At 38.9% G+C, this 21,236-nt stretch carries 15 protein-coding genes, 1 tRNA gene and 1 pseudogene; 5 read left to right on the forward strand and 12 right to left on the reverse strand.

Annotated features, from left to right (window positions below):
• Nucleotides 1-121: 121 nt before the first annotated feature.
• Together BGO88_RS12265 and BGO88_RS12270 are read right to left on the reverse strand one after the other, a co-directional pair.
• Nucleotides 122-1,081 (reverse strand): OmpA family protein, encoded by a 960-nt coding sequence (locus BGO88_RS12265; protein WP_056071548.1) that lies wholly within the window; start codon nucleotides 1,079-1,081, stop codon nucleotides 122-124.
• Between the two features lie 45 nt (nucleotides 1,082-1,126).
• Nucleotides 1,127-1,888: an exodeoxyribonuclease III gene (locus tag BGO88_RS12270; RefSeq protein WP_056071545.1), complete on the reverse strand. Its 762-nt coding sequence runs from the start codon at nucleotides 1,886-1,888 to the stop codon at nucleotides 1,127-1,129.
• A 145-nt stretch (nucleotides 1,889-2,033) separates the two neighbouring features.
• Here BGO88_RS12270 and BGO88_RS12275 point away from each other — a divergent pair, with 145 nt between their 5' ends.
• Nucleotides 2,034-3,842, forward strand: a complete 1,809-nt coding sequence (locus BGO88_RS12275; RefSeq protein WP_056071542.1) for a GNAT family N-acyltransferase — start codon at nucleotides 2,034-2,036, stop codon at nucleotides 3,840-3,842.
• Between the two features lie 148 nt (nucleotides 3,843-3,990).
• Here BGO88_RS12275 and BGO88_RS12280 read toward each other — a convergent pair whose 3' ends face one another.
• From BGO88_RS12280 to serS, 8 genes and pseudogenes are all read right to left on the reverse strand, one after another.
• Complete coding sequence (locus tag BGO88_RS12280) at nucleotides 3,991-4,359, reverse strand: DUF2752 domain-containing protein (RefSeq protein WP_286707061.1); 369 nt, start codon at nucleotides 4,357-4,359, stop codon at nucleotides 3,991-3,993.
• 70 nt (nucleotides 4,360-4,429) lie between these two features.
• Nucleotides 4,430-4,801 carry a DUF4234 domain-containing protein gene (locus BGO88_RS12285; protein WP_056072496.1) on the reverse strand — a complete coding sequence of 124 codons (372 nt, stop codon included), beginning with the start codon at nucleotides 4,799-4,801 and terminating at the stop codon, nucleotides 4,430-4,432.
• 497 nt (nucleotides 4,802-5,298) lie between these two features.
• Nucleotides 5,299-6,246 (reverse strand): annotated as a pseudogene (locus BGO88_RS12290) (2-hydroxyacid dehydrogenase); the annotation flags it as partial.
• Nucleotides 6,247-6,305: 59 nt separating this feature from the next.
• Entirely contained in the window at nucleotides 6,306-7,658 is a 1,353-nt protein-coding gene (mgtE, locus tag BGO88_RS12295) for a magnesium transporter (protein ID WP_056071536.1), read from the reverse strand.
• Nucleotides 7,648-8,427 carry a 16S rRNA (adenine(1518)-N(6)/adenine(1519)-N(6))-dimethyltransferase RsmA gene (gene rsmA / locus BGO88_RS12300; RefSeq protein WP_101470894.1) on the reverse strand — a complete coding sequence of 260 codons (780 nt, stop codon included), beginning with the start codon at nucleotides 8,425-8,427 and terminating at the stop codon, nucleotides 7,648-7,650. Before rsmA ends, mgtE begins: the two co-directional genes overlap by 11 nt.
• Nucleotides 8,428-8,694: 267 nt before the next feature.
• The gene (locus BGO88_RS12305) at nucleotides 8,695-9,015 is read right to left on the reverse strand and encodes a DUF4286 family protein (RefSeq protein WP_056071530.1); all 321 of its coding nucleotides are present in this window, start codon (nucleotides 9,013-9,015) and stop codon (nucleotides 8,695-8,697) included.
• Nucleotides 9,016-9,112: 97 nt separating this feature from the next.
• Nucleotides 9,113-10,891, reverse strand: a complete 1,779-nt coding sequence (locus BGO88_RS12310) for a tetratricopeptide repeat protein (protein WP_273238162.1) — start codon at nucleotides 10,889-10,891, stop codon at nucleotides 9,113-9,115.
• A 98-nt stretch (nucleotides 10,892-10,989) separates the two neighbouring features.
• Entirely contained in the window at nucleotides 10,990-12,261 is a 1,272-nt protein-coding gene (gene serS, locus BGO88_RS12315) for a serine--tRNA ligase (protein WP_273238164.1), read from the reverse strand.
• 159 nt (nucleotides 12,262-12,420) lie between these two features.
• Here serS and BGO88_RS12320 point away from each other — a divergent pair, with 159 nt between their 5' ends.
• On the forward strand, nucleotides 12,421-14,340 hold the full coding sequence (locus BGO88_RS12320) for a M1 family metallopeptidase (protein WP_286707062.1): 1,920 nt from the start codon (nucleotides 12,421-12,423) through the stop codon (nucleotides 14,338-14,340).
• Between the two features lie 54 nt (nucleotides 14,341-14,394).
• Here BGO88_RS12320 and BGO88_RS12325 read toward each other — a convergent pair whose 3' ends face one another.
• The gene (locus BGO88_RS12325) at nucleotides 14,395-15,600 is read right to left on the reverse strand and encodes an MFS transporter (RefSeq protein WP_286707063.1); all 1,206 of its coding nucleotides are present in this window, start codon (nucleotides 15,598-15,600) and stop codon (nucleotides 14,395-14,397) included.
• A 34-nt stretch (nucleotides 15,601-15,634) separates the two neighbouring features.
• Nucleotides 15,635-16,591, reverse strand: coding sequence for an aldo/keto reductase (locus BGO88_RS12330; RefSeq protein WP_286707064.1), 957 nt, complete (start codon nucleotides 16,589-16,591; stop codon nucleotides 15,635-15,637).
• 233 nt (nucleotides 16,592-16,824) lie between these two features.
• Here BGO88_RS12330 and rseP point away from each other — a divergent pair, with 233 nt between their 5' ends.
• The 3 genes from rseP (at nucleotide 16,825) to BGO88_RS12345 (ending at nucleotide 21,223) form a co-directional block, all read left to right on the forward strand.
• The gene (rseP, locus tag BGO88_RS12335; RefSeq protein WP_286707065.1) at nucleotides 16,825-18,162 is read left to right on the forward strand and encodes an RIP metalloprotease RseP; all 1,338 of its coding nucleotides are present in this window, start codon (nucleotides 16,825-16,827) and stop codon (nucleotides 18,160-18,162) included.
• A gap of 85 nt (nucleotides 18,163-18,247) precedes the next feature.
• Nucleotides 18,248-18,321, forward strand: a tRNA-Asn gene (locus BGO88_RS12340).
• Between the two features lie 229 nt (nucleotides 18,322-18,550).
• Nucleotides 18,551-21,223, forward strand: coding sequence for a T9SS type A sorting domain-containing protein (locus BGO88_RS12345; RefSeq protein ID WP_286707066.1), 2,673 nt, complete (start codon nucleotides 18,551-18,553; stop codon nucleotides 21,221-21,223).
• The last annotated feature ends 13 nt before the right edge of the window (nucleotides 21,224-21,236 follow it).

A 21,236-nucleotide genomic window follows, 5' to 3' on the forward strand; every position in this document is an offset into this window, starting at 1 on the left:
TTTTTAAATAAAAAAGACCCAGGACAAATGTCCTGAGTCTTTATATTATAAACAAAAAGCTTTATCGCCCAGACACATAAAACCTTAGTGCCTCAGTACCTCTGCAACTTAGACTCTTTTCCTACAATTCATTCAGCATCTTAGAGATTTCATCCAATTTAGGAGTTAGGATAATCTCAATTCTTCTGTTTTTGGCTTTTCCTTCTGCTGTTTCGTTAGAAGCCAAAGGAGCATATTCTCCACGTCCTGCAGCAGTAAGATTCTTTTTGTCAATGGCTTTGTTTTCTGCAAGAATATTTACGATAGCCGTAGCACGTTTTGTAGATAAATCCCAGTTGTCTGTGATTTGTCCGGTTCCGCCATAAGGCACATTGTCTGTATGTCCTTCAATAAGTACAGAAATATCCGGATTTACACCCAATACTTTCCCTACTTCTACAACGGCTCTTCTTCCTTCTGCTCCAACAGACCAGCTTCCTGAACCAAAAAGCAATTTGTTTTCCATAGAAACATATACTTTTCCGTTTTTCTGCTCTACTGTCAGACCTTTTCCTTCAAAACTGTTTAAGGCTTTGGAAAGCGTTTCTTTTAGCTTTCTCATGCTTTCTTCTTTTGCAGCAATCATTCCTTCCAATTCATCAACTCTTGAAGAACGCTCTTTTAATTCTGCCTGCAATTTGTTCAAGCGCTCCTGTTCTGCCGCCAGGGCTTTTTCTTTTGCTTCAAGTTGCGCCAACAGTTCGCGGTTTTTCTTCATATTGGTATCTAAAGCATCACCACTGTTTTTCTCCAGTGCGGCATATGATGATTTTAACGTATTCAGGTTGGCACTTGCTGCTGCATAGTCTGCCGCAAGCTTATCTCTTTCTGCTTTTAGTTTTTCGAGCTGCGATTTCAAATCCTTGCTTTCAAGGTCGAGCTGGTTTTTCGCTTTTGTCAGGTTCTGGTTTTCATCAGAAAGGCTTCTGTTTTCTTTTTTCAGGTTAGCGTATTTGTCTTCGAGTTCTTTATAAACTTTTGACGAAACACAGGAAGTAGTCAATGCCAGGGCTAATACTCCAAGCGATACTTTTTTAATCATGATTTTGAATTGGTTTTATTTATTTCTTACTCGTTTTTAGCTTATTTAATCGATTTCTACCAGAACTGGGCAGTGGTCAGAATGCTTGGCATCCGGCAATATTACGGCTCTTTTCAATCTGTTTTCGATAGGACGGCTTGCCAGGATGTAATCGATTCTCCAGCCTTTGTTATTGTTTCGGGCATTGGCTCTGTAGCTCCACCAAGTATAATGGTGCGGGTCTTTGTTGAAATGCCTGAAAGAATCGATAAAGCCGCTTTTCATAAAAAGGTCCAGCCAGCTTCTTTCTTCCGGAAGGAATCCGGATACTTTGGCATTTCGAATCGGGTCGTGGATATCGATAGCTTCGTGACAGATATTATAATCGCCACAAATCAAAAGGTTAGGAATCTCTTTTTTAAGTTCGTTGATGTAGTTCTGGAAATCGTCCATATACATAAACTTATGGTCCAATCTGAGGATATTGGTTCCTGAAGGCAGGTAAAGGCTCATCACCGAAAAGTCGTCATAATCAACCCTAAGGTTTCTTCCTTCCGCATCCATGTGTTCTATTCCGGTGCCGAAAACCACATTATTGGGTTTTGTCTTGCACAAAACAGCCACTCCGCTGTAGCCTTTTTTTTGCGCCGGAAACCAATAATTATAAGGATAACCTGCTTTTTCAAATTCATCCAGCGGAATCTGGTCTGGCGTTGCTTTGATTTCCTGAAGACATATAATGTCCGGATTGGCATGTTGAAGCCATTCCAGGAAGCCTTTCGTAATGGCGGCTCTTATTCCATTGACATTGTAGGAGATAATTCTCATAGTTGCTGTAGATTTTGACTTTTTCAAAAGTAAGTAAAAAAAGATTATTTCTACAGGCAAAATCTCTGGTCTGATAGGATGAAAAAAATGGATGTGTTAACTCAATTTTGCTATCTTTGTTTTTTTCGCACAAAACAGATGATAGATGGGGTTAGTTACCGCTAAAGAAGTTGCAAAAGCAATAAACACAGATAAATACGGAGTTTTGGGAACTTTTTCAGGCTGGCTGCTAATGAAAATACTTAAAATTTCCACACTGAATAAAATCTACGACCGGAACAAACATCTACAAAATGTAGAATTCCTCAATGCTATATTGGACGAATTCCAGATTAAATTTGAAATCCCGGAAGAAGATTTAAAACGCCTCCCAAAAGACGGCGCCTATATTACCATTTCAAACCATCCGCTAGGCGGAATTGACGGTATCCTGCTTTTAAAGCTTATGCTGGAAAGGGAACCTAACTTTAAGATTATTGCCAATTTCCTTTTGCATAGGATTGACCCTATGAAACCGTATATTATGCCCGTAAATCCTTTTGAGAATCATAAGGATGCCAAATCGAGCGTAATCGGAATCAAAGAAACACTACGCCATTTAAGCGACGGAAAGCCTTTGGGAATGTTTCCTGCCGGTGAAGTTTCTACCTATAAAGATGGAAAACTGGTGGTAGACAAGCCTTGGGAAGAAGGTGCTATTAAGCTGATTAAAAAAGCTAAAGTTCCTGTAATTCCTATTTATTTCCACGCCAAAAACAGCAAGCTTTTTTATTTTCTTTCCAAACTTGACGATACGTTAAGAACCGCAAAGCTACCTTCGGAATTGCTGACACAGAAAGACCGTGTTATCAAAGTACGAATTGGAAAACCGATTTCTGTAAACGAACAGAACGAATACGACAAAATCGAAGAATACTCTGAATTTCTTAGAAAAAAGACCTATATGCTGGCTAATCCTTTTGAGAAGGAAACCAAGCTACTGGACACATCGAACTTAAAAATCCCGAGAAGTCCGAAACAGATTGCCATGCCAGCCAATCATGAGCAGATTGTTAACGAGGTGAATGCTTTGAGACAGACAGACTGCCGATTGCTGCAAAGCAAAAACTACGAAGTGTTTTTCACGGAAGCGAATCACATTCCAAACATCCTGCATGAACTGGGACGTTTGAGGGAGATTACCTTCAGGGAAGTGGGCGAAGGAACCAACCAGTCACTGGATTTGGACCAATTCGACCAATACTACCACCATATGTTTTTATGGGACGATGATACCAAAGAAATTGCAGGTGCCTACCGCATGGGACTTGGTGCGGAGATTTTCCCTAAATATGGAATTGACGGATTTTACCTTCAGGAGCTTTTCCGATTTGAGCCGGAATTGTATGATATGATGAGCAAGTCCATAGAAATGGGCCGTGCTTTTATCACCAAAGAATACCAGCAAAAACCAATGCCGTTGTTCCTGCTTTGGAAAGGAATCGTGCATACGACACTCCGCTATCCGGAACATAAATTCCTGATTGGTGGTGTAAGTATCAGTAACCAGTTTTCTGATTTTACGAAGTCGCTGATGATTGAGTTTATGAAATCGCATTATTACGACCCTTATATTGCACAATATGTGCACCCTAAAAAGGAATTCAAAGTAAAGCTGAAAGATGCGGATAAGGATTTTATTTTTGATGAAGCCGAAGCCGACCTTGTCAAATTTGACAAGCTTATCGATGAGCTGGAACCGGGCAACCTACGCCTTCCGGTATTGATTAAAAAATACATCAAGCAGAACGCCAAGGTTGTGGCGTTTAATGTAGACCCGCTGTTTAACAATGCGGTTGATGGATTGATGTATATTCGAATTGCGGACATTCCGGAGAGTACGATGAAACCGGTAATGGAAGAATTTCAGGCAGAGTTGGAAAGAAAACTGGCCGAAAAAGGAGAAAAATTATAGTTCTAAAACTTAAACAAGCATAAAAACTTTGCGGCTTAGCGTCTTTGCGAGCTGTATTTCACGCAAAGGCACAGAGTCGCAAAGCATGGACAAAAAAATTCAATATAAAAGAAAAGCCTGAGAAATTCTCAGGCTTTTTTATTGGTATCTACTTCCAGATAGACTGTCTTAAAATGTCATCAAAGGTATTTTCCCGTACGAAGTATACCAATCTGACTATATGATATATAATTAAAATTGCTCCTAATAAATAGGCCATCTTTTTACTGTAAAAAACCGAATTGAAATATTCTTTTTGTGTTTTTAGCTCCAGCGTCAATACTATGATAACGACTATGCAGAAAACAAAAGCAAAAGGTCCAAAGAGATGATAGGATAAGCTTTTTTGCAAATCGCCTTCATACAAATAGACCAATGATTTGGTGATGCCACATCCCGGACACGGAAAACCTGTCAACATCTTAAACGGACACAAAGACTGGTCTGTTTCCAGATGATTGTCGTGATTGTGCAGCATTAAAAAAAATGGAATTATCAGGGTCAATAATGCCCCGATAATTCCAAATATTTTCAGTTGAATCTTTCTATTACTTGTATAACTTGTTGATATCACCTTGAACAATCATTGCGGCTACCATTGGGAACAAGAAACCAAGAATTAACAATAGTGTTGACTGGTCTTTTTCCCTTTCACCAGTTCTTTCATAAACTTTAGGCAAACCTTCTTTTCCTGCCAAATAGTAGAAATACAGATTTACCGGCATACAGCATCCTGAGAAAATAGCAATTGGCTGAGAAATAACTTCTTTGCCTGCTACAGCATTTAATACTTGTGCTACCTTAATATTCCAATAAATCAAATATAATCCGCAGGTGATAAATCCTAAAAGCAAAACTACGATTGGGTCCACCCTAAATTCAGGGATAACACCATAGTTTTCTGGTCTTTCTAATTCCATTTTATTTTTGTTTTTGATGTTTATAATTGCTAAAATTAACAAAAATATTGGATGGACAATCTCTTTGTATGAATTTTATGTCATTATTAAAGAAAGACTTTATCTACAGGCTCCCATAATTCAATCTTATTCCTTTCTATATCAAGAATCCATCCGAATTTTCCATAATCATAGCTTTCCATTTCCCCAATAATCTGAACGCCTTCCTGCTTTAGCGTGACCAACAGTTCTTCCAGATTTTCAACCCTGAAATTCTGCATGAATTGTTTTTCGGACGGACTGAAATAATTGGTGTCACTTTTAAACGGCGACCATTGTGTAGCACAGTCATATCCTTCTTTATCTTTCCACCAGAATGTACAGCCATAGTCGTCTGTATTCAATCCTAAATGTTTTTTATACCAATCTCTCAATGCTTTCGGATCTTCGGATTTAAAGAAGAAGCCTCCAATTCCCGTAACGCGGTTTGGTGTTTTTACCTCTGCCTTTTTACCAAAATACAATTCCTTGATTTTATCTGCGATGGTCTGCGCTAATTTTTCATGGCTTTCAAAAGTCCAACCGGCAATATGCGGCGACATCAGGACTTTGTCTGATTCCAGAAGATATTGGAAAGCTTCCGGAATTTTATCTTCTTCAAACAGCGTTTCAAAAGACAGTTTTTCATATTCCAACACATCCAATCCGGCTCCTAAAATCTTGCCTGTTTCTAAAGCCTGTACCAAATCGGCGGTTACTACATTTTTGCCTCTTGATGTATTGATGAGCCAGAATGGTTTAGCAAAAGCATTGAAATAGTCTGCATTGACCAGTTTGTCCGTTTCCGGAGTCCACGGAATGTGCAGGCTCAACACATCTGATTTTTGCTGAAGTTCCTCTAACGACACCTGTTTTGCATTGGCATCGCCAACATTTTCCAGAATATCATAGCAAAGCACCTCAACATCAAATCCGCGTAGTTTTTTGGCAAAGGATTTTCCCATATTGCCATATCCGATGATACCTACCGTTTTACCGTCCAGTTCGTGTCCGCGGTTTTTCTCACGGTTCCAATGTCCGGAACGGATTTCTCTGTCGGCCTGGTTTAGTTTGTTGAAAAGTGACAGCAGCATTCCCAAGGCGTGTTCTCCAACCGCATTTCGGTTTCCTTCCGGAGCCGCAATCAGGCTTATTTTTTTCGAAAGCGCATAATCGCAATCAATACTTTCAAGACCTGCTCCTACTCTGGCAATAAATTGCAGTTTGGTTGCCTTATCCAAAAAGGTTTTGTCAATTTTAAAACGGCTGCGAATTACAATTCCGTTATAGTCGTGGATTTTGGCTTCTATTTCTTCTTTTGAAGATTTAAAATCTTCGTGGTTTGTGAAACCGGCTTCTTGCAACTGACTTAGCAACAGAGGATGATTGCTGTCAATGTGTAGTATTTTTATTTCTTCAGGCACCATTCTTCGATAGAATTTTTATGGTTACATACTATGCAATCCTATACCGAAGCGATTTGCTTTTAAAAACCGAGGATAAGTTTTGCGATAGAAAAATAGATTAATATTCCGCAAATGTCGTTACTGGTCGTAATAAACGGACCTGTTGCCAGGGCCGGGTCTATTCCAAACTTATTCAATAAAAGAGGAACAAACGTTCCGATAAGCGATGCTATAATGATAACGGAAATCAAGGCACTGGTCACAATAACCCCGATTATGAATTCTACATTCAGAAGGAAATGGCTACCAATAAACAATATGGAAGCGAGAATAACCCCGTTTAAAAGGCTCAGGGAAATCTCTTTTATCAATCGGCTAAAAAGCGAGCCACTCAACGTATTGTTGGCAAGACCCTGTACAATAATCGCAGAAGATTGCACTCCAACATTTCCTGCCATCGCCGCAATTAGTGGCGTAAAGAAAAACAGGTTTCCATGCTCTGTCATTGCTCCTTCAAAAAGTCCAAGTACACGAACAGATATAAAGCCTCCCAAAAGCGCCAGAACAAGCCATGGCAAGCGTGCTTTTGTAAGCTCCAGAATACTGTCATCTGCCTCAACGTCCTGTGAGATACCCGCTGCTAACTGGTAATCTTTGTCGGCTTCGTCCTTGATAACGTCAACGATATCGTCAATCGTAATTCTTCCCACAAGCCGTCCCAATTCATCTACGACAGGAATAGCTTCCAGGTCATATTTCTGCATGATACGCGCTACTTCAACATCTTCCGTATCGACACGCACGTAATCAACTTTCGGGATATATACTTCACTGATTGGTGTTTTGGTAGAAGTCGTCAAAAGGTCTTTAAGCGAAAGCCTTCCTTTGAGCCTGTTTTCATCATCAACCACATAAATAGAGTGTACTCTGGAAACATTTTCCGCCTGTATTCTCATTTCTTTCACGCAGGTTAATACGTTCCAGTTTTCGTTTACCTTCACGAGCTCTTTTCCCATAAGACCCCCGGCAGTATCTTCGTCATAGCGCAAAAGGTCAACAATGTCTTTCGCGTGTTCAACGTCAATAAGTTCAGAGATTACCTCATTTTTAATGTCGGTAGAAAGTTCAGCGATAATGTCGGCCGCGTCATCCGTATCCAACTCGTCAAGCTCTTCTGCAATTTCTTTTGGAGAAAGCCTGCTTAGGATGTTTTCACGAAGGTCGTCTTCTAATTCAAGAAGAATTTCGGCTGTTTTTTCGCTATCAAGGATTTTGAAAATATAGGTGGCCTCATCAAAATCCAGTTCGTCAAGGATTTCGGCAATATCAGCGTGGTGCATATCGTTAAGCAAGGCTTCCAGCTGCTGGTCTTTTTTGCTTAAGATTAATTCTTCAATCTGAAGAATAAGCTCCTTACTGATTTTAAATTGCATCGGCTTCTATTTTTTGGGTTATTGCTATGAATTGCTGTACATCCAGCTGTTCCGGACGGAGGTCAAAGATAGTATCTTCTCTTAAATTTTCCGAAAGATTTAGGGATTTTAAGCTGTTTCGCAATGTTTTTCTTCGTTGTTGGAAAGCGGTTTTTACCACTGTAAAAAAGAGCTTTTCATTGCAGGGCAGCGTAAAGTTTTCTTTTCTTTTAAGTCTCAACACACCTGATTTTACTTTAGGCGGCGGATTGAATACATTTTCATGTACAGTAAAAAGGTATTCCGCGTCGTAAAACGCCTGTGCCAGTACCGATAATATGCCGTAGGTTTTAGTTCCTTTTTTCTCACAGATTCTTTCGGCTACTTCTTTCTGGAACATTCCTGAAAATTCTGCCACCTGATTTCGCAATTCCAAAGCCCGGAAAACAATCTGTGAAGATATGTTATAGGGAAAGTTGCCAATGATGGCGAACTGTTTCCCTTCAAAGGTTTTATTAATGTCGTATTTCAGGAAATCCTGTGATAGGATATGACCCTGCAATTTCGGATAATTCGCATTCAGATAATCCACCGATTCTGTATCGATTTCAATCACATAAGTGTTTACCGGTTTTTCAAGCAGGTATTTTGTCAATACTCCCATTCCCGGGCCTATTTCCAAAACATTATCATAGCCTTCAAAATGGAGCGTATCTGCGATTTTCTTTGCTATGTTTTCGTCCGTAAGGAAATGCTGTCCAAGATGTTTCTTGGCTTTTACTTTATCCATTTTGATGTGGGATTTTTGATTTGTGATTTTAGATTTATGATTTCGGATTACCTAACTGTCTGTTATCTATCATCTATTATCTGCTGTCTTATTTATGATTTGCGATTTTAGATTTATGATTTTAGATTTATGATTTCGGATTACCTAACTGTCTGTCATCTATCATCTATTATCTGCTGTCTTATTATGATTTTAGATTTATGATTTTAGATTACCTAACATCTATTATCTTTCATCTGCCATCTATTATCTGATTTCTAATTTCATCTAAACCGATTTATGGTCACTAATGAATTCCAGTTCTGTCCGGAAGGCAAGCATTTTGTCGCCAAACAGTCTTTGTCCTTCTTCTCTGAATCCGGGTGCGTGTTCCTTATAGTAGCTGTCCAGATTTTCTCTGGAATCTGCCCAATATTGCACTGAATAGGTTACTCCACCCATTTCTTCTTCTACCAGAACTTTTACAAGACGTGCCGAAGAGAACTTTCCAGTTCCGAGAATTTCCGGAATGTGCTTGTGCTGCATCCAATGAAGCCATTCGTCATGTACCGATTCGTGAATATTTATGGTTACGTTGTATATTATCATTTCTTAGAATATTAGATTTTTAGATTCCGCTAATGAAGCGGTTTATTTTGAAAATTCGTAATTCGTAATTCGTAATTCGTAATTCGTAATTCTATAATTATAAATTCGTATCGCCCCGCAACTGCCTGAATTTTTTTCTTGCCTCTACAAAATAGATACTGTCTTCGTGGTTGAATAAGATTTGCTCGTATAATGCTTTTGCCTTATCAGTATCTTTCAGTTTTTTATTATAAATCTCTGCCGAAAAATAAAGCGCTTCATCAATATAGATTCCGTCTTTGTGGTTATCGATTATCCCTTGATATTGTGCCAAGGCGGCATTGTAGTCCCCTAGCTTTTCATAAGTCTCGCCAATTCGCAACAGTGTTTCGTCTTCGATTTCCTGGCCTTTGTATTCCTTCAATATCGATTGGAATTGTTCCAGTGCTTCCTTGTTTTTATTCTGATACAGCAAATAATCGCCTCTGGCAAATTTCTTTAACCCGACCTGTGTCGAATCTGCTACCGTATTGTCATTAATTAAAAGAAACAATTCCAAAGCATCATTTGCTATAAGCTGTGTTGAGGCTGACTTTAGTTCCTTAAATTGTTTAAGCGCCCATTCAAAATCGGTTTTGAAATAGCTGGTTTTAGCCGCTTTCAGGCTTGCTTCATGTCCAACGGCATCGTTCTTCAAATCTTCTTCTATCTGGGAATAATAAATCAATGCCTGATTGAATTTTTCTTCATAAAGCAGAATATCGGCCAATTCCATTTTTACATCTGCGGTCTGGTATTTATTCAGAGGCAATTCCAATGCGCGTTTTAAAATGGTTTTTCCTTCTTCCGGATTTTTAAGATTAAAAGTTGCAAAATGAGCCTGTAATATCTGTAATGATAAGGTATAAGGACTTATTCCGTATTTTTTAACCAATAAATCCAGTTCGCTTTTTATGGCAGGATATTCTTTTTCGGGTGCTTTTTGAATTTTCGATTCCATTAAAAAATAATGCGCCCTGATTTGCAAATCCAAATCCTGCGTGTTTTCCAACACAAAGGCAAAAATTTCCTTTGCTGTTTCTTCTTCATTCTCTTCCATTGCCAGTTCGGCCAGGTTCACGATATTCGAAAAAGATTCCGGGTCACGTCTGTAGATGGCCTTTTCCTGGATAAATGCTTTGGCATAATCTTTTTGCTGTACAAAAAACCAGCTTAGGAACTGATTCCAGAATATGTCCTGATTTTTTTGGGCTCGAACCAGAAGCGCCTTGCGCAATGCTGTATTGAATGTTTCTTCAGCTTCTTCTGTCATGAAACGCGAAAGCTGGTTTTGGATCATGATAGTATTGTTCTGGTTGGAATAGGCTTCTTCCAGAAAGGTGTCAATCATGAGGTCCATCTTGCCCAACTGTCCGTAAATGACAGCCATTTGGTAATTGAATTTGAATTTGGGTTCCAGCTTTATTGCCAGATTATAGGACTCCAGAGCATATTCCAGCAATACTTTTTTCTCGAAAGTGTTGGCCACGGCATAGACGTTGGATGGATTTTCATTAATCTTGCTTATTGCCTGTTCATAAAACTTTTTAGCTTTTCCGGCATCTTTCTGCAATTGATAGTTGTATCCAATCTCAACCAGAAGTGACGGCTGCTTGTATTTTGCATAACGTTCCTGAAGGCGCTTATCTGCCTGGTCATATTGTTGCAGTTGCTGATAGGATTCTATTATTTTCTGGAAATAAAAACTGTTGCCTTGCTGATTTTTCAGCAGTTCGTCAAAACTAATGATGGCTTTTTCAAATTCTCCTTTATCAAAATAATTGATAGCCAACTGTTCGTTTTGTGCAAAAACAAACAGTGACGCAAACAAACTTAAGAATAGGAAAATCTTTTTCATTGTAGTTTAATGCAAAAAGGTATATAACAATGTACTAATATAACAATTTTAAGGCTGAATTAGTACATTGCTACATTAAACTATTGGTTAATTGTTCCTTAATTTATAATATCAAATCCGGTATAGGGACGTAGTACTTCCGGAATCACGATACCTTCCGGTGTCTGATAATTTTCCAGAATACCTGCCAATACCCTAGGCAATGCCAAAGAGCTACCGTTCAGGGTATGTGCCAAATGGTTTTTACCGTCTTTATCTTTGTAACGCAACTTCAATCGGTTAGACTGGAATGTTTCGAAGTTTGATACCGAACTGATTTCCAGCCAACGGTCTTGTGCTGTTGAAAACACTTCAAAATCATAGGTCATGGCTGATGCAAACCCCATATCTCCTCCGCAAAGACGAAGAATCCTGTAAGGAAGTTTCAGTTCATTCAGGATGGTTCTTACGTGCTCTACCATACCTTCCAAAGCCTCGTATGATTTTTCCGGATGTTCCACCCTTACAATTTCAACCTTGTCAAATTGGTGCAAGCGGTTCAAACCGCGAACGTGTGCCCCATAGGAACCCGCTTCTCTTCTAAAGCATGGTGTGTAGGCCGTGGCCAGAATTGGAAGTTCGTTTTCCTGCAAAAGAACATCGCGGAATAAATTGGTTACCGGAACTTCTGCTGTTGGAATCAAATAAAGGTCGTCTGTAGCGTCATGATACATTTGTCCTTCTTTGTCCGGAAGCTGTCCTGTTCCGTAAGCCGATGCTTCATTTACAAAATGCGGTACCTGAAATTCCTGGTAGCCGGCTTCCGTATTTTTATCTAAGAAATAGGTAATCAGCGCACGTTGCAATTTGGCTCCTTTTCCTTTATAGACAGGAAATCCCGCACCCGTGATTTTATTTCCTAATTCAAAATCAATAATGTCGTATTTTTTTACCAGTTCCCAGTGTGGCAAAGCTTCGCCATGCAGGTCCGGAATGTCACCTTCCTGCAAAACGGTTACGTTGTCTTCCGGAGTTTTTCCTTCCGGAACAATATCTGCCGGAAGATTTGGAAGCAGGTACAATTGCTCTGTCAACTCGTTTGTATATACGTCAAGTTTTTCAGCCAATTCCTTGCTTTTTTCTTTTAGCGAAGTTGTTTTGGTTTTCAGCAATTCTGCCTTTGCCTTCTCGCCGCTTTTCATCAACTCGCCTATGTCTTTGGATAGCTTATTCGATTCCGACAAAATATTGTCCATTTCAGCCTGTGTCGCTCTTCTTTTTTCATCAAGCTGCACGGCTAGTTCAACAATACTTTTGGCATCCATGTTTCGTTTTGCCAAAGCTTTGAGGACTTTCTCCTGGTTTTCTCTAATAAATGCTATCTGTAACATTGTTCTGGTTTTATAAAGGTAGCAAATTTAAGGAAAAAAGGTTGACAGTTGCAAAGTTAGCGACCAACATAGTGTAAAGTTTTAAATGCTGTTCCTATCCTGATAAATTAACACCTTGTGTGTGATTTATTAATTACATTTGGGAAATTTTTCCCGATTATGAAAAAAATATACCTGCTGCTTGCTTTATCTCTGTCAGGCATTGGCTTTGCGCAAAGTTCCTCTTCGCAAAACCATCAAATAGCTGAGACAGAACGAAAATCAGCAGTAAAAAAGATTAACTTCAGAAATAACCCCAATACTGAAAATTACGATGTTACTTATCACAGGCTACGGTTTGAGGTAAATCCAAGCAATTACTATGTTAAGGGGAATGTGACTACCTATTACAGGGCAAAAACAAATATGAGTACTGTTACTTTTGACCTTGCAGATGAATTGACTGTCAGTTCCGTAAAGCAAAGAAACACCTCGCTTAGTTTTACGCAAAACGGCACCAATGAATTGGTTATTAACCTGCCTGCCGTTCAAAACACAAACGTACTGGATTCATTGACAATTGTATATGAAGGTGCTCCTCCGGCACAAAGCGACGGATTCAACACTTATACGCATGCCGGAAATCCGGGTCTTTATACACTTTCTGAGCCTTTTGGAGCCAGAGACTGGTGGCCATGCAAACAGGACCTGAACGACAAAATTGAAAACCTAGACGTATTTATAAAAACCGGTTCCCAATATGTAAGCGTTGCCAACGGAGTTCAAATCAGTTCTGTAAATAATGGAGATGGTACAAAAACCACACATTTCCGTCATGGTTATCCTATTCCGGCCTATCTTGTGGCTATTGCCGTGACCAATTACACCATCTTCACACAACAGGCAGGAACAGCACCACACACCTTCCCGATTGTGAATTACATCTATCCCGAAAGCCAGGCCGTTGTCCAAAATGATTTGGCTGTTACTGTGCCTATTATGAATTTGTTTGAGCAGCTGTTTGAGACCTATCCTTTTGCTAACGAAAAATATGGCCATGCGCAATGTTCTCTGCCCGGCGGGATGGAACACACTACGGTTTCTTTTATGGGTAGTTTTGGCAGGGATTTGATTGCCCATGAATTAGCCCACCAATGGTTTGGAGATAAAATTACTTGTGGCAGCTGGAAAGATATTTGGCTTAATGAAGGTTTTGCCAGCTATCTGGCCGGTCTTGTTATCGAGGATATGGATGGTGCTACTAATTTTAATTCCTGGAAAAGCGGCTTGATTAACAACATCACTTCACAGCCTGGCGGTGCGGTTTATCTGACAGACAGCGAAGCTTTAGATGCGGGAAGGATTTTTAGCAGCAGGTTGTCTTATGACAAGGGTGCTATGGTTGTGCATATGCTACGCTTTAAACTGGGCGATACTAACTTTTTTCAGGGTATTAAAAACTATCTGGCCGACCCGAGTCTGGCGTATGGCTATGCGATAACCGAAAACCTAAAAACACATCTGGAGGCTGCTTCGGGAATGGATTTGGATGAATTTTTTAATGATTGGGTATATGGCCAGGGCTATCCGAGATACACCATAACGGTGAGAAATTTTTCTCCGGGTGTAGCCCGTTTTACTGTAAGCCAGACACAATCCCATTCATCGGTTTCCTTTTTCGAAATGCCGGTTCCGGTTCGTGTAACTGGCACAGGAGGCCAGTCTTTGGATTTGATTTTGGACAATACTACTAACAACCAGACCATCGACAAAAATGTTCCGTTTGCAATTACAGGCATTACCTTTAATCCAAAAAGCGACATTATTGCAAGAAACAGTACTGCTACATTAGGAAACGAGGCTTTCGTATTGGATGAAAACGTAAAGCTTTATCCTAATCCTGCCTCTCATTCCTTACAGTTAGAACTTCCTGACAATGTAGTGCTTGAAAAAGCAATTTTCTACAATGCGTTGGGACAAATCATAAAGGAAACGGCTTCTCAGACTTCATGGGATGTTTCAGCCTTGCCGGTTGGAGTCAATTTTGTAAAAATAATTACGGATGCCGGAACAAAACAAATGAAGTTTATCAAGGCATAATTGAACCCATAAAAAAGGGCTTCCGAATGGAAGCCCTTTTTCATTAAAAACATTTTATTGTATTGCCTTGATTCGGCTTGCCATAAAAGCAATCAGCACTCCAAAGATTCCGATAAAGGCAAAAGAAAATTGCAATCCGGCTGCTTCGGCAATAAAACCGATAACCGGAGGCCCCATCAGGAAGCCCAGGAAACTCACACTGGAAACAATGGTTAATGCTTCGCCCGGAGCAACTGTTGCATTCTTTCCGGCAATACTGTATACTGTTGGCACGATCGTCGAAACACCAAGACCTACCAGCATAAAGGCCAAAGTAGACGGAATGAGATAAGGCAAAAAGACCGAGGTAAACAATCCGGTTGAAATGAGCAGTCCGCTAATTTGCAGCACTCTTTTCCGTCCATATTTATGAATTAGACGGTCACCTAAAAATCGTCCGCTCGCCATCATAATCATAAATGAGGTATATCCTAAAATCACTAACGGGCCGGGCGCCTTGACAATTTCCTTAAAATAAACCCCGCTCCAGTCAAACATGACTCCTTCACTCGCCATACAGCAAAAACCGATAATGCCCAACCAGAGCAAGACACCATCCGGTTTGGCAAAAAATTTCTTCTTCTCAGAAGATTTTTTCTCTTTTGCCCTGATTAGGTATTTGTAATTGGCTGCCATCAGCACAAAAACAATAAGGGCGGCTATTACAAAATGCTGAAAAGGCGACAGTTTTAATGCCAGCATTGCAATACCGATTAGGGCTCCTGAAAAGCCGGCCGTACTCCAGGCTCCGTGAAACGACGACATGATGGTTCTTTTAAAAAGTCCTTCTGTATAAACTCCCTGCGTATTGACGGCAATATTACTCAGGTTTCCGAAAATTCCAAACAAAAACAGACCCAGAGAAAGTTGCCAGGGTTTTTCTGCCAGGCCAAGATTGGTTAGGGCAATTGCATATAATGCCAATGCGATGAGTAAAATTTTATGGCTTCCATATTTTGTAACCAGTTTTCCTGAAAAGGGCATAACCATAAGCTGTCCAAAAGGAAGGGCAAAGAGAATGGAACCCAAATCGCTTTCGCTTAGATGAAGTGAAGCCTTAATGTCCGGAATACGGCTTGCCCAGGTGGCAAAACACAATCCCATTCCAAAATAAAAAAGGGAAACCGCCCAACGTATCCGTTTTAAATAAGACTCTTTGGCATGTTTATAGCCTTTAAGTTTGGGACGGGTGTTGAAGGCGTTGATAAATCTGAATTCCATCAATAATTAACAAATTTGTTTGTTCTGATATTTTTTATAGTTGCCATGTACTGGCTTTGTCTAACAAGCGGATGGCATCAGCATCAAGATTGAGTTGCGGAGCCAGAATAATGCTTTCCAACTGGCTTTTGCTGGTGGCACTCACGATTGGAGCCGTAACCGATGGTCTTTGTATGAGCCATGCCAACGATACGGCTGCGGGCGTGGCTTTGTATTGGTTTGAAATTTCATCAAGTGCCGCCAGGATTTTCAAACCTCTTTCATCGAAGTATTTGTCCATATCTCCGCCTCTCGGACTTTTACCCAAATCGTCTTTTGTTCTGTATTTTCCGGTCAGGAATCCGCTTTCGAGAGAAAAATAAGTAATTACGCCCAGTCCATTTTCTAACGCCAGCGATTCGTATTGGGTTTCATATTTTTCTCTGGCATATAAATTATAGTGAGGCTGCAGGGTTTCATAACGCGGAAGTCCTTTAGCAACACTGGCTTCTAAAGAAGCGAGGATTCTTTCGGGCGACATGTTTGATGTTCCAATCCAACGAATTTTACCGTCTTTTTGTAATTGGGCATAGGCTTCCAATGTTTCTTCTACCGGAGTTTCTACATCATCAAAATGGGTTTGGTATAAATCGAGGTAATCGGTTCCGAGTCGTTGCAGCGAGTCTTCAACAGCTTTGAGTATGTATTGTTTTTTCAGTCCTTTTCTGCCATCGCCCATATCAGAACCCACTTTGGTGGTCAGGACAATATTGTGGCGGTTTTTCTTTTCTTTCAGCCATTTGCCAATGATTCGTTCTGATTCGCCTCCTGTATTTCCTGGTGCCCAACGTGAGTAAACATCAGCTGTATCAACAAAATTAAAACCTGCTTCTGTAAAGCCGTTTAAAATTTCAAAGGATTTCTTTTCGTCAAGAGTCCATCCAAAAACGTTTCCTCCAAATGCCACAGGATAAATATGCAGGTCTGTATTGCCCAATTGTCTTTTTTCCATGATTGTATAAGTTTAGTATAGTTAGCAAGATGCCGGCAATGGCATAAGGCAGAAATAGAGTGGAATGCACGCCGATTCCGTTTTAAAAAGTAAAATTACTTCACATCGCCTAAACTAAAAATTCCGATTTCAAAGATTAACAAACATTTAAAATATTGAAAAATGAATAATCCCACCGTAAGTAAATAGAAAACACTATTTTTGTTCGCAATTATTGAATCTAAAATTAAAAAATGGAAATAGTTATTAAGCTCTCTCAGTTTTTGTTGAGTTTATCCTTGCTGATTGTATTACACGAATTGGGACACTTTATCCCGGCCAAATTATTTAAGACCCGGGTTGAAAAATTTTACCTTTTCTTTGATGTAAAATTCTCACTGGTCAAGAAAAAAATTGGTGAAACAGTTTACGGAATCGGATGGTTGCCACTTGGCGGTTATGTGAAGATTGCAGGGATGATTGACGAGAGCATGGACAAGGAACAGATGGCACTTCCGCCACAGCCTTGGGAATTCCGTTCCAAGCCGGCCTGGCAACGACTTATCATTATGTTGGGCGGGGTTACGGTCAACTTTATTCTGGCAATCATCATTTACATAGGGATGGCTTATGTTTATGGTAACACCTATATCTCCAATTCTGAGTTAAAAGATGGTATTTGGGTATCCAGTCCTCTAGGAGAGAAAATTGGATTTAAGACCGGTGACAAGATTATTGCTGTTGATGGCAAGAAGGTAGAAAAATTCGACGACGTACAATACAATGTCAATTTTGCTAAAACGGCTACTATCGAAAGAAATGGTACTGTAGAGGAAATCAAACTTCCGGTAGACCTGCTGTCTAAAATTGTAGAAGAAGACAGACGTTATCTGAAGCTGCGTATCCCATTTACTGTAGGTAGTATTTCTGAAGATTCGCCAAATATAAATACGCTTAAAAAAGGAGATATCATCCTAAGCATCGACGGCAAGAAAATGAAATATGCTGATGAAATATTAGCTTTCAATGAAGCTAATGCCGGCAAGACGTTTGATGCAGTCGTTTTTAGAGATGAAAAAGAAGAACCTATAAAAGTAACCGTGAACAAGGATGGAAAATTGGGTGTAATGCAAGGAGGCCTTAAACCTGAGAACCTTGAAAAATTAGGTTACTATAAAATAAGCCGTGAAACTTTCTCTCTTGCAGAATCATTTCCGGCAGGTATTCAAAGAAGCAAAGACGAGTTGGGCCGTTATTTCACTCAGCTAAAAGCCATTGTTAACCCTGATACAGGTGCCTACAAAGGCGTAGGAGGCTTCTATGCCATTTTTAATGTTTTTCCTAGTGTTTGGAGTTGGGAATACTTTTGGACGATTACAGCTTTCCTATCGATTATGCTGGGTGTAATGAACCTTTTACCGATTCCGGCATTGGACGGGGGCCATGTGATGTTTTTATTGTTTGAAATCATCACAAGAAAGAAACCAAGCGAAAAATTCCTAGAAAGAGCGCAAGTTGTTGGTTTCTTTATACTTATAGTTTTGGTACTCTTTGCGAACGGCAATGACATTTATAAAGCCATCGTGAAATAGAAAAAAAATTGAAAAATTTCTTCAATTTTATTTGCAAGAAATAAATTTCGCCTTATATTTGCACCGCTTTAAAGGCAATACGCCTTCCTCCTTAGCTCAGTTGGTTAGAGCATCTGACTGTTAATCAGAGGGTCCTTGGTTCGAGCCCAAGAGGGGGAGCAGAAAAAAAATCCTGATAGAAATATCAGGATTTTTTGTTTTTATACTTTTCTTAAACTTCCCTTACCAACTTAAATATTTATCTCTTCTAAAAAACCTTCTCATAGATTCAGGTTTACATCTTTGTAATCAAATTTAACCTTTTCATTTTTTAACCAATTTTTTCTTCATAATTTTTAGTTCTCTTTTTCCCTATCTTTATAACAAACTTAACCTCAAAAACTACATTATGAAAAAAAACATTCTCTTTTGTACTGTATTTCTAGCTTCATTTTTAGGATTTGCCCGAAGCCCATTACCAGCACACAGCCTAATTGGAAGTATAAAATCCGAAGCTACCTATGTTACTCCTTCTAATTCTACAGAATTAACCGTAATCTATCTAAGTGATTATGCAACATTGGAAAGTGCCATTGATTTTTTAAACAGCTCTACTACCTTCCATACATTGGTTATAGACAAGAGTGTAACCATGGTTAGCGACAAAACAGTCAGCGAAAAGAAAGCGCTTAAATTCCTGAAAGGAAATATAATAACGGTCCCAAATTCAAAAACCCTCACTATTAACAGTTCAATTGATGCCGGGATTTATCAAATATTCAATTGTTTGGGAACAGGTAAAACAGACGGATTCCCACAAATTGACCAAACTTATCCTCAATGGTGGCAAACCTATGATGAAAATCCGCAAGCAGATTGGTCTGATTCAATTCAGAGAGCTGTAAATTTTTACCCTAAGGTTTATTTTCCTCCAAGAGTTCAAAACAGCACTATTTATAGCGTTGGATATCCTGTTTTCAAAACCGTTTATCTTGATTTAAATAAAAGGAATTTAAATCACGACAGAACCAGTTACCATCTTTACAGCTCAGGTGGTATTCATCTTGAAACTGCAGGTAGCAGCCCGGAATTTACAGGCTTTGTATTCAAATGCATTAATATTCCCCAATACGGATTCGATAAAGCAATAATATTTGAAAATCTTATTTTCTACTGCACAAATGGTCTTGAATTCGTTGGAGGTTCAATTAATAACACCCCGCCCTATAATGCTGTTGACAACTTTGGAGACGAATATTATGCAATAACAAAAGTCAAGATAATAAACTGCAACTTTATCGGTAAGACAACAGCCGCTGGCGATAATGATACCGGAATTGCACTCTCGTTTAAGAAAGCTTATGATTGTGAAATTGCAAATAATAAGATAGAAAATTTTAATATTGGAATCAAATTAGAGGGGTCAGACCTAAACACTATTAGCAATAACCGATTTATAGGTTTTTGGAAATATGCAATCCTGGATTTAAGTAGAATACACGATCCACAAGGCTTGAACTTTCAGATTGGTTCTCAAAATTTAATTTTCCATAACGACATTTTAGACTACAGAGGACCCGCAGAAAAAGGTGCCTTTATAAAAAGTAATTCACATCACATTATTATCAGGGATAATTTTCTTGAAAACAATCCTTTTTACGGTCCTGACCTCGTAAGAGCATTTATTGACTGTACAAATGCAGATTTGACCAATCTGAATGTACCACTTATAGTAGATATTACGGGCAATCGTATAAGTGAAGGAGCACAATATTCGTATCTAATAAATGAAGATTTTAAAAGTTTAAACTTAATTGAAGCACCGCTTTCTTTACCATCGAATAGAATTGCAAAATCGAGTTTTGCGGTCAATTCCAATATATTTACTCCAACCCGCAACATCCCTATAACATTTGGTGAATTACCAAAAATCATCAATTTTAGTAATGCAACTTCTTTTAGGGAATGGCAATCGTTCAAAACTTCCAATATAATTGAAAATTCATTTGATGGTTCTATGATTATAAATCCCTCGAATATTTCTGATCTAGGGATGACCTTTAGTCAAACAACTCGATTTAATCCGAAAGTCATCAAATTAAAAGGAGATACAGCTAATTTTAGCAGAATACAGATAAGTCAAAAAATAACTGAGGAATCCAATGACACCAATGTATTGCCAAAAAAATTAAAAATCAAAATAGTTGTACGCAATGGACGTGCCTCCGATGTTGAAGACTTTTATTTTACAATTTCCAAAGCTTTACGCCCAACCTCAACTGAATGGGAAGGAAGAGGCCGGTATTTGAGCTCCAATACATCAGACACTAATTATAATAATTTCAATATTTATGAAATAACCCCTACTATTTCATTCGATTCGAATTCAGATTATTTTATGTCAATAGATGCCAAATATGATTCTGAAGTAAAATCAATTATTATTGAACCTCTAGTAGATGTAATTCAAATCCAAGATGCTTCAGTTGCTGAGGGTGGATTATTGGCTTTTCCTATCACACTTAGCAATCCGTTACCAAATGATGTGACACTTACATTTGCTTATACTAACATTTCTGCTGCTGCAAACGATTATACCGTTGTGGCCAGCAAAACAATAACTGCCGGAACAACATCAGAAGTTATTAAAATACAAACTACTAATGATACAGCTGTTGAATCAGACGAAACTTTTAAATTGAGCATTGCCTCTGCGACAAATTTTACAGGAGACATTAGCGATACTGCAATTGGAACAATACTAAATAATGACTTCGCTCCTAAAAGTGCAGAAAACAATACCGTAAAAGACATAACCAAAACTGAAGAACTGTACAAAATCAATATTGATAGCGAGATAAAAGTCTATCCAAATCCGGTTAAAGACATTCTTAATTTCGAAATTAAAAAAACCGATTCTTTGACAAATGTTGAGATATATGATGAGACAGGTAAATTCATAGACGATTTAACCAAGAAAATAAACAATAATGCTGTTGATATATCCTCTCTTCCTCATGGAAGTTATATTGTAAAAATCATAACTGTAAGCAACCAATCTGAGGTGATCATTAAAAAATAAGCTTCTTATACAA

It is taken from the genome of Flavobacterium sp. 38-13 (genome assembly GCF_001899155.1).
Classification (GTDB): domain Bacteria; phylum Bacteroidota; class Bacteroidia; order Flavobacteriales; family Flavobacteriaceae; genus Flavobacterium; species Flavobacterium lindanitolerans.

What these genes read in the sequence shown, in the direction of transcription:
- BGO88_RS12265 (WP_056071548.1), bottom strand. Translation starts at nt 1,081, where the DNA reads ATGATTAAAAAAGTATCGCTTGGAGTATTAGCCCTGGCATTGACTACT.
- BGO88_RS12270 (WP_056071545.1), bottom strand. Translation starts at nt 1,888, where the DNA reads ATGAGAATTATCTCCTACAATGTCAATGGAATAAGAGCCGCCATTACG.
- BGO88_RS12275 (WP_056071542.1), top strand. Translation starts at nt 2,034, where the DNA reads ATGGGGTTAGTTACCGCTAAAGAAGTTGCAAAAGCAATAAACACAGAT.
- BGO88_RS12280 (WP_286707061.1), bottom strand. Translation starts at nt 4,359, where the DNA reads ATGCTGCACAATCACGACAATCATCTGGAAACAGACCAGTCTTTGTGT.
- BGO88_RS12285 (WP_056072496.1), bottom strand. Translation starts at nt 4,801, where the DNA reads ATGGAATTAGAAAGACCAGAAAACTATGGTGTTATCCCTGAATTTAGG.
- mgtE (WP_056071536.1), bottom strand. Translation starts at nt 7,658, where the DNA reads ATGCAATTTAAAATCAGTAAGGAGCTTATTCTTCAGATTGAAGAATTA.
- rsmA (WP_101470894.1), bottom strand. Translation starts at nt 8,427, where the DNA reads ATGGATAAAGTAAAAGCCAAGAAACATCTTGGACAGCATTTCCTTACG.
- BGO88_RS12305 (WP_056071530.1), bottom strand. Translation starts at nt 9,015, where the DNA reads ATGATAATATACAACGTAACCATAAATATTCACGAATCGGTACATGAC.
- BGO88_RS12310 (WP_273238162.1), bottom strand. Translation starts at nt 10,891, where the DNA reads ATGAAAAAGATTTTCCTATTCTTAAGTTTGTTTGCGTCACTGTTTGTT.
- serS (WP_273238164.1), bottom strand. Translation starts at nt 12,261, where the DNA reads ATGTTACAGATAGCATTTATTAGAGAAAACCAGGAGAAAGTCCTCAAA.
- BGO88_RS12320 (WP_286707062.1), top strand. Translation starts at nt 12,421, where the DNA reads ATGAAAAAAATATACCTGCTGCTTGCTTTATCTCTGTCAGGCATTGGC.
- BGO88_RS12325 (WP_286707063.1), bottom strand. Translation starts at nt 15,600, where the DNA reads ATGGAATTCAGATTTATCAACGCCTTCAACACCCGTCCCAAACTTAAA.
- BGO88_RS12330 (WP_286707064.1), bottom strand. Translation starts at nt 16,591, where the DNA reads ATGGAAAAAAGACAATTGGGCAATACAGACCTGCATATTTATCCTGTG.
- rseP (WP_286707065.1), top strand. Translation starts at nt 16,825, where the DNA reads ATGGAAATAGTTATTAAGCTCTCTCAGTTTTTGTTGAGTTTATCCTTG.
- BGO88_RS12345 (WP_286707066.1), top strand. Translation starts at nt 18,551, where the DNA reads ATGAAAAAAAACATTCTCTTTTGTACTGTATTTCTAGCTTCATTTTTA.